This is a genomic window from Streptomyces sp. RB17 (assembly GCF_009604455.1).
Classification (GTDB): Bacteria; Actinomycetota; Actinomycetes; order Streptomycetales; family Streptomycetaceae; genus Streptomyces.
Window position 1 is genome coordinate 435,784 of sequence record NZ_WEGL01000001.1, and the last position, 14,413, is coordinate 450,196.

Below are 14,413 nucleotides of genomic sequence, written 5' to 3' on the forward strand. Positions count from 1 at the left end.
CTGTCACCGGTACTCCGAAAGCCTGCGGCCGATGCCGAAGACCGCGCCGGCCGCGCCGAGCACCGCGAGCACGGCCGCGCCCACCGGCAGCCCGGCCATGGCGTCCCGGCCGTCGCCGGCGGCCCGCGCGAACTCGTCCTGCTCATGCCCGATCGCCTGGGCGAGATTGCGGTCGACGCTGTCGAAGCACTCGCCGGTGGCGCCCTTGGCGCCGATCACCTTGTCCAGCGCCTGCTGGTAGTTGCCGTTCTCGTCCTCGGTGCGGGCCGCGGTGTGGCGCTGCTTCCACACCGCCATGTTGCCCTCGGCCGACTTCACCGGTGCGCTGCCGCCCTGGTCGTCGGCCAGCTTCGCGGCCTGGGTCAGGCCCTTGCCGAGGGTGGTCATGTCCTTGTCGAAGTCGTAGTAGTACGCGTCGTACGTCTGCCCGTCGACCGTGATGGTCTCGGCGCCGCGCGCCACCAGGCTCAGGTTCTCGTTGCCCCGCGCCTTCAGGGAGGCGATCCGGGCGTCGTGCAGCACGGTCAGCGAGCGGATGCCGTGGTCGTAGGAGCCGTTCAGCTCCGAGCGGGCCACCGCGTGCCCCACGACCAGCCACAGCAGGGCGATCGTGGTGGCGGCGGAGGCGGCGACCAGGCCGTGGTTGAGGACGCGGTTGGTGCGCCGGTACGTGCGGTGCTGGGCCCAGCCGAGCGCGGCCAGCGCGAGCACGCCGAGCGCGATGGCGACCCAGGGATACGGGGTGGCGTCGCCGTAGTCGGCGGCCAGCCGCTGGTTCTCCTTGGTGTAGAGGTCCTCCGCCGCCGGGAGCATCTCCTTCTGCATCTTCTCGTTGGCGTACCGCAGATACGCGCCGCCGACCGGGTAGCCCTGCCGGTTGTACGTCCGCGCCCGCTCGATGAGCCCCTTGTACTCGGGCAGCAGCTTGTTCAGCCGGGCGATGGTCGTCTCGGAGGCGGAGCCGGGCTCGGCGTTCGCGGCCGCGGTCACCAGCCCGGCGGCAGCGGTCCGGATGTCCTTCTCGTACCGGTCCCGGGAGGCGGCCGTCTCCTGTCCGCCGGCCAGGAACCCGCTGGAGGCGGCCGTGTTGGCGTCGGCCAGCGACCGGTAGATGTCCGCCGCGCCGGAACTGAGCGGCTGACTGCGGTGCAGCACGTCGTCGGCGGCGGCCGCCCGCTCACTGGCCTGCCAGGCCGTGACCGCGCCGAACGCCACGACCAGCAGCGCCAGTACGGCCCCGATGAGCCGCAGCCGGCCCGGCTCGGTGGTCGCCGCGCCCCGCAGCCGGTCGACGCCCTCGGCGAAGGCGGTGCGCCGGGCGGACGGCGCGGGCGGGCCGGCGGGGGCGGGATGGGCGGGCTGACGCGGGATGCCGGGGGCGGCGGCCATGCCGGGGCCCGCCGGTGGCGGCGCTGCTGTGCTCTTCGGCGGGTGTGTCACTCGACCTCCCCCAGGGTCATCCGTTCGCCGCCAAGTATCGCCGCCCGGACCGACATCCGCACCGGCCTTCACTGGATCTTGATCGGATCGCAGTGTGCGCTGCTCATGAATACGCCGTGTGCAACTGTTCGGTTCCCCCGGGTCGGCTACCTCTCGCAGTACCCCCGCTCACCCTTCCCAGTGACCCCGCGCCCGTTCCCCTGCCTCCGGGGCCGCGCCCAGTCGGTCCAGGCCCAGCAGGGCCGCGCCCAGGACCGGGCTCGCCGTGACCACGTGGACGTCGGCCTTGGGGGCGCGGGCGGTCAGCAGGTCGCGGATGCCGTCGTCGAGCAGGGCGTGACCGGCGGTCAGGACGCTGCCGCCCAGCAGGACCGGCGTCTCCTCGTCGAGCAGGTCCAGGCGGGTCAGCGCCACCGTGGCCATCACCGCGACCTCCTCCGCGAGCCGGTCGACGATCGAGCGGGCCACCGCGTCGCCCTCGGCGGCCGTCGCGAAGAGCACCGGGGTCAGCTCGTGCCGGCGGTCGTGGCCGACGTGCTCCAGGTGGAGTGCCTCGATCAGCGCGTACATCGTCGGCAGGCCGAAGTGGCCGGGCAGGGTGCGAGCGAGCGCCGTCGGCTCGCCGCGGCCGTCCTCCGCGCGGGCCGCGAACCACAGCGCCTCCTCCGCCAGGCCCCAGCCCCCGCCCCAGTCACCGGAGATACGGCCGATGGCGGGAAAGCGCGCGGTACGGCCGTCGGGGCGCATCCCGACGCAGTTGATGCCCGCCCCGCACACCACGGCCACCCCGCGCGGCTCGGCTACGCCCGCCCTCAGGATCGCGAAGGTGTCGTTGCGCACCTCCACCGACGCGCCCCAGCCGCGCGCCCGGAGCGCGGTCGCCAACTGCTCCTCCTCGACGGGGAGATCGGCGTTGGCGAGACACGCCGAGACGTGCGAGACGGACGTGACACCCGCGTCCGCGAAGGCGCGCCCCACCGGGTCGGCCAGCGCGTCCAGCGCCGCCGCAACCCCCACCGCGGGCGGCCGGAAACCACCGCCGCGGGCCGTGGCCAGTACCTCCCCGGCGGCGGTGACCACGGCCACGTCGGTCTTGCTGTTGCCGGCGTCGATGGCGAGAACCCCTGCGGGAAGAGGTGAGGTCAGGCCCACGCGAGGTGCTCCCGGTTGTGTGCGATCAGCTGGTCGGTGAGGGCGTCGGCGTACGTGTACTGGCCGATCAGCGGATGGGCGAGCAGGGCGCGGAAGACGCGGTCGCGGCCGCCGCGCAGCGCCGCCTCCAGGGCCAGGTCCTCGTACGCCGTCACGTTCGCGATCAGCCCGGAGAACAGGGGGTCCGGCTCCGGCACCGGCAGCGGGACCGGGCCGGCCGGCCCGACCGCCGCCTGCACCTCGATCACCGCGTCGTCGGGGAGGAAGGGCAGTGTGCCCTTGTTGAAGGCGTTCACCACCTGGTAGGGGCTGCCGCCCCCGCCCAGCAGCGCCGCCGCCAGGTCCACGGCCGCCTCCGAGTAGTAGGCGCCGCCGCGCCTGGCGAGCAGCGCCGGTTTCTCGTCCAGGGCCGGGTCGCCGTACATCGTCAGCAACTCCCGCTCCATGGCGGCCACTTCCGCGGCCCGGGACGGCTTGGTCCGCAGTTCGCGTACGACCTCGTCGTGGGCGTAGTAGTAGCGCAGGTAGTAGGAGGGGACCACGCCGAGGCGGTCCAGGAGGGGGCGCGGGAGGTGCAGGTCGTCGGCGACGGTGTCGCCGTGCTCGGCCAGCAGCTTGGGCAGGACGTTCTCGCCCTCGGGGCCGCCCAGCCGTACCGCCGTCTCCCAGGTGAGGTGGTTGAGCCCGACGTGGGCGAGATGGACGTCGGCCGGGGCCACGCCCAGCAGCCCCGCGAACTTCCGCTGGAAGCCGATCGCCACGTTGCACAGGCCGACCGCCCGGTGCCCGGCCTGGAGCAGGGCGCGGGTGACGATGCCGACCGGGTTGGTGAAGTCGATGATCCACGCGCGCGGGTTGGCACGGCGGACGCGTTCGGCGATGTCGAGGACGACCGGGACCGTGCGCAGCGCCTTGGCCAGGCCGCCCGCGCCGGTGGTCTCCTGGCCGACGCAGCCGCACTCCAGCGGCCAGGTCTCGTCCTGCTCGCGGGCCGCCTGGCCGCCGACGCGCAGTTGGAGCAGCACGGCGTCGGCGCCGTCGACGCCGGCGTCCAGGTCGGCGGTGGTGACGATCCGGCCGGGGTGACCCTGTTTGGCGAAGATCCGCCGGGCCAGCCCGCCCACCAGTTCCAGGCGCTCCGCCGCCGGATCCACGAGGACGAGTTCCTCGACCGGCAGGGTGTCCCTCAGGCGTGCGAAGCCGTCGATGAGTTCGGGGGTGTAGGTCGAGCCGCCGCCGACCACGGTGAGCTTCATGTATGGGTTAACCCTTCACTCCGGTGAGCGTGACGCCCTCGACGAACGCCTTCTGGGCGAAGAAGAACACGAGGATCACGGGGGCCATGACCAGCACGGTCGCGGCCATCGTGAGGTTCCAGTCGGTGTGGTGGGCGCCCTTGAAGGACTCCAGGCCGTAACTCAGCGTCCACGCGCCGGGGTTCTCGGACGCGTAGATCTGCGGGCCGAAGTAGTCGTTCCAGGCGTAGAAGAACTGGAAGAGTGCGACGGCGGCGATGCCCGGCCTGGCCATGGGCAGGACGACCTTCAGCAGCGTCCTGAGGTCTCCGCAGCCGTCCACCCGCGCCGCGTCCAGGTACTCGTTCGGGATCGTCATCAGGAACTGGCGCAGCAGGAAGATGGAGAACGCGTCGCCGAACGCCATCGGGATGATCAGCGGCCACAGCGTGCCGGACAGGTCCAGCTGCTTCGCCCAGAACAGGTACATCGGGATGATGATCACCTGTGGCGGCAGCATCATCATCGAGATCACCAGCATCAGCGACAGATTGCGGCCCCGGAAGCGGAACTTGGCGAGCGCGTACGCCACCGGGATCGAGGTGACGACGGTGAGCACGGTGCCCAGGCCGGCGTAGATCAGCGTGTTCTTCCACCAGGTCAGGAAGCCGGGCGTGTCGAAGACCTTCTGGTAGTTGCCCCACTCCCAGGTGTGCGGGATCAGATCGCGGCTGAGCGCCTGGGTGTCGCTCATCAGCGAGGTCAGGAACACGAACACGAAGGGAAGGGTGAAGAACAGCGCGGCGGCGACACCGAGGGAGTGGACCGCGATCCACTCGAACAGCGCCCTGCGCCGGGCCGCGCGCTCGGCCACGGACACGACCGGGGGTGCCGGCTTCACCGGCTGGTCCAGTACTTGGGTCATGGTCAGTCACCTGCCTGGATGAGACCGCCCCGGCGCCGCATCAGGAACCCGGTGAACACCATCGACAGGGCGAACAGCACCAGCGCCACCACGCAGGCCGAGCCGTAGTCGAAGCGCTGGAAGCCGAGGTTGTAGACGAGCTGGGGGAGGGTGAGGGTGGACTTGTCCGGGTAGCCGGGCTCGAACTGGGTGCCCGCGCCCTGGATCACCCCGGAGGCGACCTTCCCGGCGATCAGCGGCTGGGTGTAGTACTGCATGGTCTGGATCACGCCGGTGACGACCGCGAACATCACGATCGGGGAGATGTTCGGCAGGGTGACGTACCGGAAGCGCTGCCAGGCCGAGGCCCCGTCCAGCTCGGCCGCCTCGTACTGCTCGGTCGGCACGTCCAGCAGCGCGGCCATGAAGATGACCATGAGGTCGCCGATGCCCCACAGCGCCAGCAGGGTCAGGGCCGGCTTGGACCAGGCGGGGTCGTTGAACCAGCCCGGCGCCGGGATGCCCACCTTCTGCAGGATCGAGTTGACCGGGCCCGTGCCGGGGTTGAGCAGGAAGGCGAAGGCCATGGTCGCGGCGACCGGCGGGGCCAGGTACGGCAGGTAGAACAGGGTGCGGAAGACCCCCGTGCCCGCCTTGATCTTGGTGATGAGCAGTCCGATGCCGAGCCCGAAGACGACCCGGAGCGTCACCATCACCAGCACCAGCCACAGCGTGTTGCGCAGGGCCGGCCAGAAGAGAGGGTAGTGCTCGAAGACGTAACGCCAGTTCTTCCCTCCGCTCCACGTCGGCGGCCTGAAGCCGTCGTAGTGCATGAAGGAGAAATAGACCGTCGAGATCAGCGGATACGCGAAGAAGACCGCGAAGCCGATCAGCCAGGGCGACATGAAGGCGACGGTGCGAAGCGCCGCGCGGCGGCGCTTCGACGCCAGAGTGACCGTACTCATCGGCTACTTCGCCTGCGCGATGTCCGTGTCGATCTGCGCGGCCGTCTTCTTCAGCCCGGCCTTCAGATCGGTGACCTTGCCGCTTTCGTAGTCGTACCCGAACTGCTGGATCGTCACCAGGTACTGGCCGCCGTTGATGGAGGCGGGAGTCGTGGCCGAGTTCGGGTCGGCGGCGATGTCGAGAAACGTCTTGAAGCGAGGGTCGTACGTCAGCTTCGGGGATTTCAGCGCGGCCAGCGTGGACGGCACGTTGTGGATGTCGTCGGCGAATCCGACCACGGCGTTCGTGTCCGTCGTGATGTACTTGACGAATTCCCAGGCCGCGTTCTGCTTGTGGCTGGTGGCGGCGATGCCCGCGACGGTGCCGGTGATGTAGCCCTTGCCGTACTGCGCGACCTGCTCGTCGGGCACGGGCAGCGGGGCCACTCCGATCTCGAACTTCGGCTTGGCCTGCTCGGCCATCCCGAGCCGCCACTCGCCGTCGAGCTGCATGGCGACCTGACCGGTGTGGAAGGGGTGCTTGGGGCCCCACTCGTCACCCAGCGTCGCCCGGAACTTCTCCAGCTTCTGGAATCCGCCGAGTTCGTCCACGAGCCGCTTCTGGAGTGCGAAGCCCTTCTCGAAAGCCGGGTCCTTGGCGAGGTCCGACTTGCCGTCCTTGTCGAAGTACGTCGGCGAGAACTGGGCGAAGTAGTGCTCGGTGGTGGACTCCCAGCCGTGGTAGTCCGGCATGAATCCGAGCTGCTTGTAGGAGTCCCCGTCGGTGATGGTCAGCTTCTTGGCGTCGGCCTCGAACTCGGACCAGGTCTTCGGCGGATTCGCGATACCGGCCTTCTCGAACGCCGTCTTGTTGTAGTAGAGCCCGTACGCGTCACCGAGAAGCGGCACCGTGCAGCGGTTGCCGTCGAACTGGGTGTACTCGTTCATGGGCTTCGGGAACGTCTTCTCGGGGTCGATCCCGGACTTCTTGAAGAAGGGGTTGAGGTCGACCAGCGCGCCCGAGGAACAGAACTTGCCCACATTGTTGGTGGTGAACGAGGAGATCACGTCCGGCGCCTTGTCGCCGCCCGACCGCAGCGCCTGGTTGATCTTGTCGTCCGTCATGTTGCCGACGACGTTCACATGGATGTTGGGGTGCGCCTTCTCGAAGCCGGCGACCAGGGATGTGACGGCCTTCACCTCGTTCGGCGCGCTCCAGGCGTGCCAGAAGTTGATGGTGGTGTCCTTCGAGGCGTCGTCCGTGGCGCCCGAGTTGGACTGGCCGGTGCAGGCGGTGGTGAGCAGAGCCAGCGACGCGGTCAGGACAAAAGCCGTCTTTCGGGCAACTGAAGGTATGACGTCGGGCATGGCGAGGTCTCCCTGGGGCGGGTGGACGGAGGAGGGTGCTGCCGGGGGTCAGCGCGAGGTGTCGAAGACCTCGTCGCGGGTGGTCACGAGCGCGGACTCCAACGCGCCGCGCAGAACGGGGTGTTCGTGGACGTCGCCGACGACCAGCCGGGGGCGGGCCGCGGCCAGCTCCTCCAGCTCGGCCTGGACGAGGGCGCGCAGGCCCTCGCCGCCGGCCGTCAGCGCGGAGCCGCTCAGGACGACGAGTTCGGGGTCGAGGACGGAGACGAGCGAGGCGAGACCGGTGGCGAGCCGGGTCGCGTAGGTCCGCAGCAGCTCCCGGTAGGGGCCGGAGGCGTGATCGGCGCCCCGGGCCACGAGCTCGGCGGCGACCTCGGTGTACGACCCCGACGGCACATCCGGGATGCCGAGTTCCCGGGCCAGCTTCGGTACGGCCTGGGAGCCGGCCAGCTCCTGGTAGCCGCCGCTGTTGGCCTTGGTCACCTGCCGCACCAGGGGCGTGCCGGGTACCGGCAGGAAGCCGACCTCGCCGGCGCCGCCGGTCCAGCCGCGGTGCAGCCGGCCGCCGAGGACCAGGGCGGCGCCGAGGCCTTCCTGGTTCCACAGCAGCACGAAGTCCGCGTGGCCCTTGGCCGCCCCGAGCCGCTGTTCGGCGAGGGCGACGAGGTTGACGTCGTTCTCGTACTCCACCGGCATCGGCAGGGCGGCCGCGAGCTCGTCGAGCAGGGTGGGGGAGTGCCAGCCGGGGAGGTGGGAGGCGTAGCGCAGCCGCCCGGTGGTGGGGTCGAAGGCGCCCGGGGTGCCGATGACCAGCCGGTGCACATCGGACCGGGCGAGCCCGGCGGCCTTGACGGCCCCGTCGAGCGCCTCCGTGGCCTGCTGGACGACGGGCTGTGCGGGCCGCCGCCCGGGGGTGGGCAGCTCGTACTCCCCCACCGTCCGGCCGGTGATGTCGGCGACGGCGGCGCGGATGCGGGTGGGGGTGACATCGAGCCCGGCGGCGTGCGCGGCCGTGGGGTTGACGGCGTACAGCTGGGCGTTGGGGCCGGGCCGGCCCTCGCTGGTGCCGGTGACCCGGACCAGTCCGGCCGCCTCCAGGCGGGCCAGCAGTTGCGAGGCGGTGGGCTTGGACAGGCCGGTGAGCTTCCCGATCCGGGTGCGCGACAGCGGACCGTGCTCCAGCAGGAGGTCCAGGGCGGCACGGTCGTTCATGGCGCGCAGCACGCGCGGGGTGCCCGGCGTACCGGCGGTTCCTGCCATGGCGTCGACACCTGCCTTTCCAGCCGCCCAGCTTCTCAATGACCTGGCGGGAACGTCCAGTCTTGATCACTGGCCGTCCGGAGATCATTGTTAGGAAACTTTCCTATTGGGGTGGGAGGAACGTAAGCCCAGGACGAAGGGGGCGTCAATAGACAACGGCGCCGAGGAGACGGAGTCGTTATCTCAAAGGGCAGGGCTGTACATCCGCTTCACAGCGTGCTGATCTTTGATCCGCTTGTCCGGGTGAGTGGCCCGGCCGTTGACGAGCGGATGGTGAAGGTGCCCGACCGAAGACTCCTGTGGAAGCTGTGGACGGCCACGATGGCCGACTTCCTGCCGCTGATGATCACGCTGAGCATGTTGGACGCCGCGGACGACGGGCTGTCCTGGTCGGCGGTCGCCGACGTCAGCCTGGAGCCCGCCATCTGCGCGTTCATCTGCTTCCCCGTCGCCCTCTACCTGTACGGCGCCCTGGTCCGCCGGGCCCGCGGCACCGGCATACCGCTCACGGCCGAGGTGCTGGCCGCCACCCAGAGGCACACGTTTCCGCCCGACCGCGCCGCGCGCCTGAGGGCCGACCTGTGCACGTCGGAGCGGGCGTGGGATGTGCTGAACGGCGAGGAACTCCACTTCCGCTGGCGCCCGTTCCGGGGCCGGCGCTCCGTCAGGGGCACGGTGACCTTCGACGACTCCTCGGGAGAGGCCCACATGGAGATCCACACCGACGGCAACCTGACGAGCGGCTCAGGCCTGCGCAGGACGAGTGCGTTCGTCGCGCTGTGTCAGATAGCGCGGCTGGTCAGTCGGTGACGAAGGGGGCGGTGTCGAGGGTGGGGTACGGCTCCGGGAGGGGGAGTGGTTCGCCGAGGCTGACCTTGGTGTCGGTGTCGTAGTAGGCCTCGGTGGGGTCGTCGCCGGGGAGGACAGGGTCCGTGTAGCAGTGGGCCGTCTTGGAGTGGCGGTTGACCAGGACGTAGATCGGGACTCCCACGGCGGCGTAGGTGCGGAACTTGGGGCCGGTGTCGGTCTCGTGGTTGGTGGAGGTGACCTCGCCGACCAGCTTGAGCATGTCGGCGGGGTACCAGCCCGGGTGGGTCGCGAAGTGCGATTCGTCGGCACTGGTCGCCCTTAGGTGCCATGCGTACACGTCGGGGATGATCAGCGCTGTCGTGGTCCCGGGCCTGTCGGTGAACCGGTATCCGTTGCCCGTGCCGACGAGCGGGACTTCTGCCGACCGGAATCGGTGCTCATGGGCAGAACGATGGGGCACCCCACGCGCACCGCGCGCCGGAATGCCCCGCCTGTTCACTCGAACGAGTGTGCTGGAACCGTTCCCCTCGTTGCCCGGTCGTCGCCCGGCTACTTGCCCGGAGCCGCAGGAGGCTGCGGAGCGATCGGTGCCGTCGCCTTCGCCTGCGCGGAGTCCGCGTTGGAGTACACCGACGGGGCCGCCACCGAGGCCGCCGGGTCCGGGGTGTCCTCCGCGTCCTCGACCGACGTCGCGCCGCCCACGATGCGGATGTGCGCCGCGTCGAACGCCCGCTTGATCCGCCAGCGCAGCTCGCGTTCGACCGTCAGCGCCTTGCCCGGCATGGTCTTCGCCGAGACCCGCACCACCATGGAGTCGATCAGGACCGAGTCCAGGCCGAGGACCTCGACCGGGCCCCACAGCAGCTCGTTCCAGGGCTCCTCCTTGCTCAGGTGCTCGGCGACGTCGTCCAGCGTGGCCTTGACCCGGTCCAGGTCCTCGCTCGCCCGCACCGTCACGTCGACCCCCGCCGTCGCCCAGCCCTGCGAGAGGTTACCGATGCGCTTGACCTCACCGTTGCGGACGTACCAGATCTCGCCGTCGGCGCCCCGCAGCTTGGTCACGCGCAGCCCGACCTCGATCACCTCGCCGGTGGCCACGCCCGCGTCGATCACGTCACCGACGCCGTACTGGTCCTCCAGGATCATGAACACGCCGGAGAGGAAGTCGGTGACCAGGTTCCGGGCGCCGAAACCGATCGCCACACCGGCCACACCGGCCGACGCCAGCAGCGGCGCCAGGTTGATCTTGAAGGTGGACAGCACCATCAGCGCGGCCGTACCGAGGATCAGGAAGCTCGCCACCGACCGCAGCACCGAGCCGATCGCCTGCGAGCGCTGCCGGCGCCGCTCGGCGTTGACCAGCAGACCGCCCAGCGCCGTGCCGTTCACGGCCTCGGCGGTGCGGCCCATGCGGTCGATCAGCTTGGTGATCGCCCGCCGCACCATCGCGCGCAGCGCGACCGCGACCACCAGGATCAGCAGGATCTGCAGCCCCATCGCGAGCCATGTCGACCAGTTCTGCTCGACCCAGCTCGCCGCGTTCGTCGCGCTCTCCTGGGCGTCCTGGAGCGACGGCACGGCCGGCTCCGTCGAGCCGGAGGGGGAGGGGGACGGCGTCGGCGACGCACCGGCGGCCAGCAGGACGGCGGGCAAGGACGACACGGCAGATACCTCCAGGTGCTGCGCGGTCCGTGCCGGCGGGCGGTCAAGGTCTTCAAGGTCACGGAAAGGTCACCGGACGGACAGGGCCACCACACTAACGGGGCATTGTGTGTGCCTCGCGCGGATCTGCCAAGGAGGGGCACAGGAGAGACGGGACTCACCCTGGCTTGAACTGGTCATGATCCGGGGGATGAATGGGGTGTGGTCGAAAACACTCCCAGCCCGTTACCGGGACATGGTGGCGCTTCCACCAGGCATGAGGGGAGACTGACTGCAGATCGTCCCGGCGCGAGCCACGCGCCGCCGACGCCCAAGGAGGCACCCGTGCCGCATGTCCTGGTTCTCAACGCGTCGTACGAGCCGCTCGGCGTCGTACCGCTCCGCCGCGCGCTCATCCTCGTCCTGGAGAACAAGGCTGTCTCCCTCGAGGAATCCGGCGCCTTTATGCACAGCGCAACCGTCACAGTCCCCGCACCCAGCGTGGTCCGGCTCAAGCGATTCGTCCGGGTTCCCTATAGGGGGCCCGTTCCTCTCACCCGACGTGCGCTGTTCGCGCGCGACGGGGGCCGGTGCATGTACTGCGGTGGCGTCGCAACCAGCGTCGACCACGTCATCCCGCGCAGTCGCGGGGGCAAGCACGTCTGGGACAACGTGGTGGCCTCCTGCCGCCGCTGCAACCACGTGAAGGCCGACCGTCACCTCGTCGAACTGGGGTGGCGTCTGCGGCACAAACCGGCTCCGCCGACCGGGCTGGCCTGGCGCATCATCGGCACCGGGCATAGGGATCCGCGCTGGCTGCCCTACTTGCAGCCGTACGGCGCGGACGATGCCCTGGCCCGGATCGACGGCATTTCTGCCTGACGGCGATCCGGGCCTTCGCGTACCCGCCGGGACCTCGCGCAGGCGAGGCAAGGGCGCGAACCGGCTCCGGGAGCCCCCCGTGCCCCCGGAGCCTTGAGGCTCACGCGTACCGCAGTTCCCCCGGAGCCTCGAGGCTCACGCGTACCGCAGTTCCCCCGGGCGTGCCGAACGGCGCAGCAGGGGCAGCGAGGCGGCCGCCGCGAGCAGGCAGCAGGCGTACACGCCCACCGGCACCAGCAGCGCGGTGTACGGCACGCCCAGGGTGGGCCGGCCCTGGGTCAGCGAGGCGTACCAGAGGCCGATCGCCGTGCCGCCCGCGCCCGCCAGCACGACCGCCGGGGCCAGCGGCAGCGCCGTCTCCAGCAGCAGCGCCCGGCCGAGCACCGCCCAGGGGACCCCGGAGGCGATCTGTGCGGCCAGGCCCCGACGGCGGTTCGCCACCGACTCGGCGGTGCCGACGGCGAGACCGGAGAGGGTGATCAGGAGGGCGACGAGGATCGCGACGGCGGTCAGATCGATGCCCGTCGTGTAGAAGGCCATGTCCGTGCCGAGCGAGTGGTCGAGGCTCGCCCGGCGCAGGTCGGCCAGCAGCGTCCGCCGGACCCCGGCGAAGCCCGTGCCGACGACGGTGACCAGCAGCACCGCCGCGTGGGTGCGGGCCGCCGCCCAGGGGTCGTCGCGCAGCCGCTCCGCCGCGATCAGCGTCGCCGCACCGCGGGCCCGTGCCGCCAGCAGTCGCCCGACCGCCCCGGCCGTGCCCCCGGCCAGCCACACCGTGCCCGCGCCGACCGCGATGACCAGTGCGAACACCATCAGCGGCGCCTGGCCGCGGTCGGTGCCGGAGGTGTTCGTCACGGCCCACAGCGCCGGCAGCAGCACCAGCAGCACACCGGCGACGAACAGCAGCCCCGGACCGCGCCCGCTGCTCGGCCGTACCCGGCGCACCCAGCCCAGCGGCGAGGCCACCACCCGGCGCAGCGCCAGCGCGCCCGCCACCGCGCCCAGCACCGGCACCCCCAGCAGGACCAGCACGGTCCCGGCCCAGGCCCAGGAGGTCGGGCTGCTCCACACGCCCAGCAGGACGGCGACGCAGACGGCGGTGGCGAGGACCGAGCCCAGCAGACAGGCCGCCCCCGTCTCCAGCGCGGCGATCCGGCGCACCTGCGCCGGGCCGGCGCCCGCCAGCCGTAGCCCGGCCAGCCGCCGGTCGCGGTGCACGGCGCCGATCCGCGCGCACTGCCCGAGGAACCCCAGCACCGGCACCAGCAGGAGCAGCAGGCCGAAGACCGCCCCCGAGCGCTCGCCCGGCTGGTTCAGCAGGCCGTGGCCGAAGGACACCTGGTACTGGCCGTGCAGCGAGGCCAGCGCGACGGCCGCGAGCGCGAACCCGGTGGCGAGCGCGGCCCCGGCCGCCGTCAGCCCGAGCCGCCACCACTCCCGCCGGTCCGAGCCCCGGACCAGCCGCCAGGCCAGCCGGGCGTCGACCGACACACCGGCGCGGGTCCCGGGGCGTGCCTCTGCCGTCCTTCCGGGGAGAGTCCATGCCGTCATGCCGTCACCTCCGCCGGCACCACGGCGCCGTCGCTCAGCCGCACCTCGCGGTCCGCGTACGCCGCCACCTGGGCGTCGTGCGTGACCAGCAGCACCGCCGCGCCCGACTCGCGGGCCGTGTGGACCAGGGCCGTCATCACCTGCTCGGTCGCCAGCGAGTCCAGCGCGCCCGTCGGCTCGTCGGCGAAGACCACCCCGGGCCCGGTCACCAGCGCCCGGGCCAGGGCGACCCGCTGCGTCTGGCCGCCGCTCATCTCGCCGGGCCGCAACGCCTCCTGCCCGCGCACCCCGAACCGCTCCAGCCACGTACCGGCCCGCTCCCGGGCCTCGGCGCGGCCGGCGCCCGCCAGCATCAGCGGCAGCGCCACGTTGTCCACGGCGGTCAGCTCCGGGATCAGCTGCCCGAACTGGAAGACCACGCCGAAGTCGGTGCGGCGCAGCTCGCTCAGCCGCTTCTCCGGGAGCCGGTCCAGCCGCTGCCCGGCGTAGACCACCGAGCCCGCGTCCGGGCGGACGATGCCCGCGAGGCAGTGCAGCAACGTGGACTTGCCGCTGCCGCTGGGCCCCGTCACGGCGAGGATCTCGCCGGCGTGCAGGTCGGCGGAGGCGCCGCGCAGCGCCGGCGTCCTGCCGTGGTCCTTGACGATGCCCCGGCCCGTGAGAACCGGGGCCGAGGTGTCCCCCTGGTGGGTCATGCTCCGTCGACCTCCGCGGTCAGAATGGTCAGCCGGGCCGCCGTGGTGTTCATCCAGCGGAGGTCGGCGTCGAGGTGGTTGAGGGCGTAGTCGGCCGACAGCACGGTCGCCAGATCGGCGTTGCTGTCGGTCTTGACGGCCGTGAGCTGCCGCATCCGCTCCATGTGCGCGGCCCGCTGGGCACGCAGATAGGCGGCCGGGTCGCCGTCGGCCAGAATCGACACGACGACCTTGGCGAAGATCTCGTTCGCCACGAAGGGCGCCGGCGGGGCGATCTCCTGTGCCCAGCGGGCCAGTTCGCCCGCACCGGCGTCCGTCGAGCGGTACAGCGTGCGCTCCGGACCGCCGTCCGCGTCGGTGCCCTCCACCTCCGCGAGGCCGTCCCGGACCAGGCGCTGCAGGGTCGTGTAGACCTGCCCGTAGGCCAGCGGACGGGCCTGCGGGAAGCGTTCGTCGTGGCGTCGCTTCAGGTCGTAGCCATGGCTCGGCCCTGCCGCGAGCAGACCCAGAAGGATGTGGCGGGTGCTCATG

Annotated in this window: 14 protein-coding genes; 2 read left to right on the forward strand and 12 right to left on the reverse strand. The window is 71.4% G+C overall.

The window, feature by feature from the left end; all coding sequences use genetic code 11:
• Window positions 1-3 precede the first annotated feature (3 nt).
• The 7 genes from SRB17_RS02010 to SRB17_RS02040 form a co-directional block, all read right to left on the reverse strand.
• Window positions 4-1,440, reverse strand: coding sequence for a hypothetical protein (locus SRB17_RS02010; protein ID WP_323374843.1), 1,437 nt, complete (start codon window positions 1,438-1,440; stop codon window positions 4-6).
• Window positions 1,441-1,608: 168 nt separating this feature from the next.
• Window positions 1,609-2,592: an N-acetylglucosamine kinase gene (locus SRB17_RS02015; RefSeq protein ID WP_323374844.1), complete on the reverse strand. Its 984-nt coding sequence runs from the start codon at window positions 2,590-2,592 to the stop codon at window positions 1,609-1,611.
• Window positions 2,583-3,848, reverse strand: coding sequence for a 6-phospho-beta-glucosidase (locus SRB17_RS02020; RefSeq protein WP_153534056.1), 1,266 nt, complete (start codon window positions 3,846-3,848; stop codon window positions 2,583-2,585). Before SRB17_RS02020 ends, SRB17_RS02015 begins: the two co-directional genes overlap by 10 nt.
• Window positions 3,849-3,855: 7 nt before the next feature.
• Window positions 3,856-4,752, reverse strand: coding sequence for a carbohydrate ABC transporter permease (locus tag SRB17_RS02025; protein WP_153534058.1), 897 nt, complete (start codon window positions 4,750-4,752; stop codon window positions 3,856-3,858).
• 2 nt (window positions 4,753-4,754) lie between these two features.
• Window positions 4,755-5,696 carry a carbohydrate ABC transporter permease gene (locus SRB17_RS02030; protein ID WP_153534060.1) on the reverse strand — a complete coding sequence of 314 codons (942 nt, stop codon included), beginning with the start codon at window positions 5,694-5,696 and terminating at the stop codon, window positions 4,755-4,757.
• A gap of 3 nt (window positions 5,697-5,699) precedes the next feature.
• Entirely contained in the window at window positions 5,700-7,043 is a 1,344-nt protein-coding gene (locus SRB17_RS02035; RefSeq protein ID WP_194293876.1) for an ABC transporter substrate-binding protein, read from the reverse strand.
• 48 nt (window positions 7,044-7,091) lie between these two features.
• Window positions 7,092-8,303 carry an ROK family transcriptional regulator gene (locus tag SRB17_RS02040; protein ID WP_153534062.1) on the reverse strand — a complete coding sequence of 404 codons (1,212 nt, stop codon included), beginning with the start codon at window positions 8,301-8,303 and terminating at the stop codon, window positions 7,092-7,094.
• Window positions 8,304-8,519: 216 nt separating this feature from the next.
• Here SRB17_RS02040 and SRB17_RS02045 point away from each other — a divergent pair, with 216 nt between their 5' ends.
• Entirely contained in the window at window positions 8,520-9,113 is a 594-nt protein-coding gene (locus SRB17_RS02045) for a hypothetical protein (RefSeq protein ID WP_323374845.1), read from the forward strand.
• On the opposite strand, the gene SRB17_RS02050 is transcribed toward SRB17_RS02045, so the two are convergent.
• Window positions 9,103-9,450 (reverse strand): Uma2 family endonuclease, encoded by a 348-nt coding sequence (locus SRB17_RS02050; RefSeq protein ID WP_153534064.1) that lies wholly within the window; start codon window positions 9,448-9,450, stop codon window positions 9,103-9,105. The two genes, SRB17_RS02045 and SRB17_RS02050, sit on opposite strands and share 11 nt — an antisense overlap.
• Before the next feature lie 212 nt (window positions 9,451-9,662).
• Window positions 9,663-10,775, reverse strand: a complete 1,113-nt coding sequence (locus SRB17_RS02055; RefSeq protein ID WP_323374846.1) for a mechanosensitive ion channel family protein — start codon at window positions 10,773-10,775, stop codon at window positions 9,663-9,665.
• A 324-nt stretch (window positions 10,776-11,099) separates the two neighbouring features.
• Here SRB17_RS02055 and SRB17_RS02060 point away from each other — a divergent pair, with 324 nt between their 5' ends.
• On the forward strand, window positions 11,100-11,636 hold the full coding sequence (locus SRB17_RS02060) for an HNH endonuclease (RefSeq protein ID WP_023550692.1): 537 nt from the start codon (window positions 11,100-11,102) through the stop codon (window positions 11,634-11,636).
• A 135-nt stretch (window positions 11,637-11,771) separates the two neighbouring features.
• Here the strand turns inward: SRB17_RS02060 and SRB17_RS02065 are convergent, their stop codons facing one another.
• Genes SRB17_RS02065 through SRB17_RS02075 form a run of 3 tightly spaced genes read right to left on the reverse strand, consistent with a single transcriptional unit; the run spans window position 11,772 to window position 14,412 of the window.
• Window positions 11,772-13,187, reverse strand: a complete 1,416-nt coding sequence (locus SRB17_RS02065) for an ABC transporter permease (RefSeq protein ID WP_153534068.1) — start codon at window positions 13,185-13,187, stop codon at window positions 11,772-11,774.
• Window positions 13,184-13,882 carry an ABC transporter ATP-binding protein gene (locus tag SRB17_RS02070; RefSeq protein ID WP_153534070.1) on the reverse strand — a complete coding sequence of 233 codons (699 nt, stop codon included), beginning with the start codon at window positions 13,880-13,882 and terminating at the stop codon, window positions 13,184-13,186. The genes SRB17_RS02065 and SRB17_RS02070 overlap by 4 nt, the downstream gene beginning before the upstream one ends.
• Entirely contained in the window at window positions 13,879-14,412 is a 534-nt protein-coding gene (locus SRB17_RS02075) for a PadR family transcriptional regulator (RefSeq protein ID WP_153534072.1), read from the reverse strand. The genes SRB17_RS02070 and SRB17_RS02075 overlap by 4 nt, the downstream gene beginning before the upstream one ends.
• Window position 14,413 lies beyond the last annotated feature (1 nt).

Coding starts and splice junctions, on each gene's coding strand:
- SRB17_RS02065 (WP_153534068.1), bottom strand. CDS start 13,187: ATGACGGCATGGACTCTCCCCGGAAGGACGGCAGAGGCACGCCCCGGG.
- SRB17_RS02070 (WP_153534070.1), bottom strand. CDS start 13,882: ATGACCCACCAGGGGGACACCTCGGCCCCGGTTCTCACGGGCCGGGGC.
- SRB17_RS02025 (WP_153534058.1), bottom strand. CDS start 4,752: ATGACCCAAGTACTGGACCAGCCGGTGAAGCCGGCACCCCCGGTCGTG.
- SRB17_RS02020 (WP_153534056.1), bottom strand. CDS start 3,848: ATGAAGCTCACCGTGGTCGGCGGCGGCTCGACCTACACCCCCGAACTC.
- SRB17_RS02035 (WP_194293876.1), bottom strand. CDS start 7,043: ATGCCCGACGTCATACCTTCAGTTGCCCGAAAGACGGCTTTTGTCCTG.
- SRB17_RS02030 (WP_153534060.1), bottom strand. CDS start 5,696: ATGAGTACGGTCACTCTGGCGTCGAAGCGCCGCCGCGCGGCGCTTCGC.
- SRB17_RS02075 (WP_153534072.1), bottom strand. CDS start 14,412: ATGAGCACCCGCCACATCCTTCTGGGTCTGCTCGCGGCAGGGCCGAGC.
- SRB17_RS02040 (WP_153534062.1), bottom strand. CDS start 8,303: ATGGCAGGAACCGCCGGTACGCCGGGCACCCCGCGCGTGCTGCGCGCC.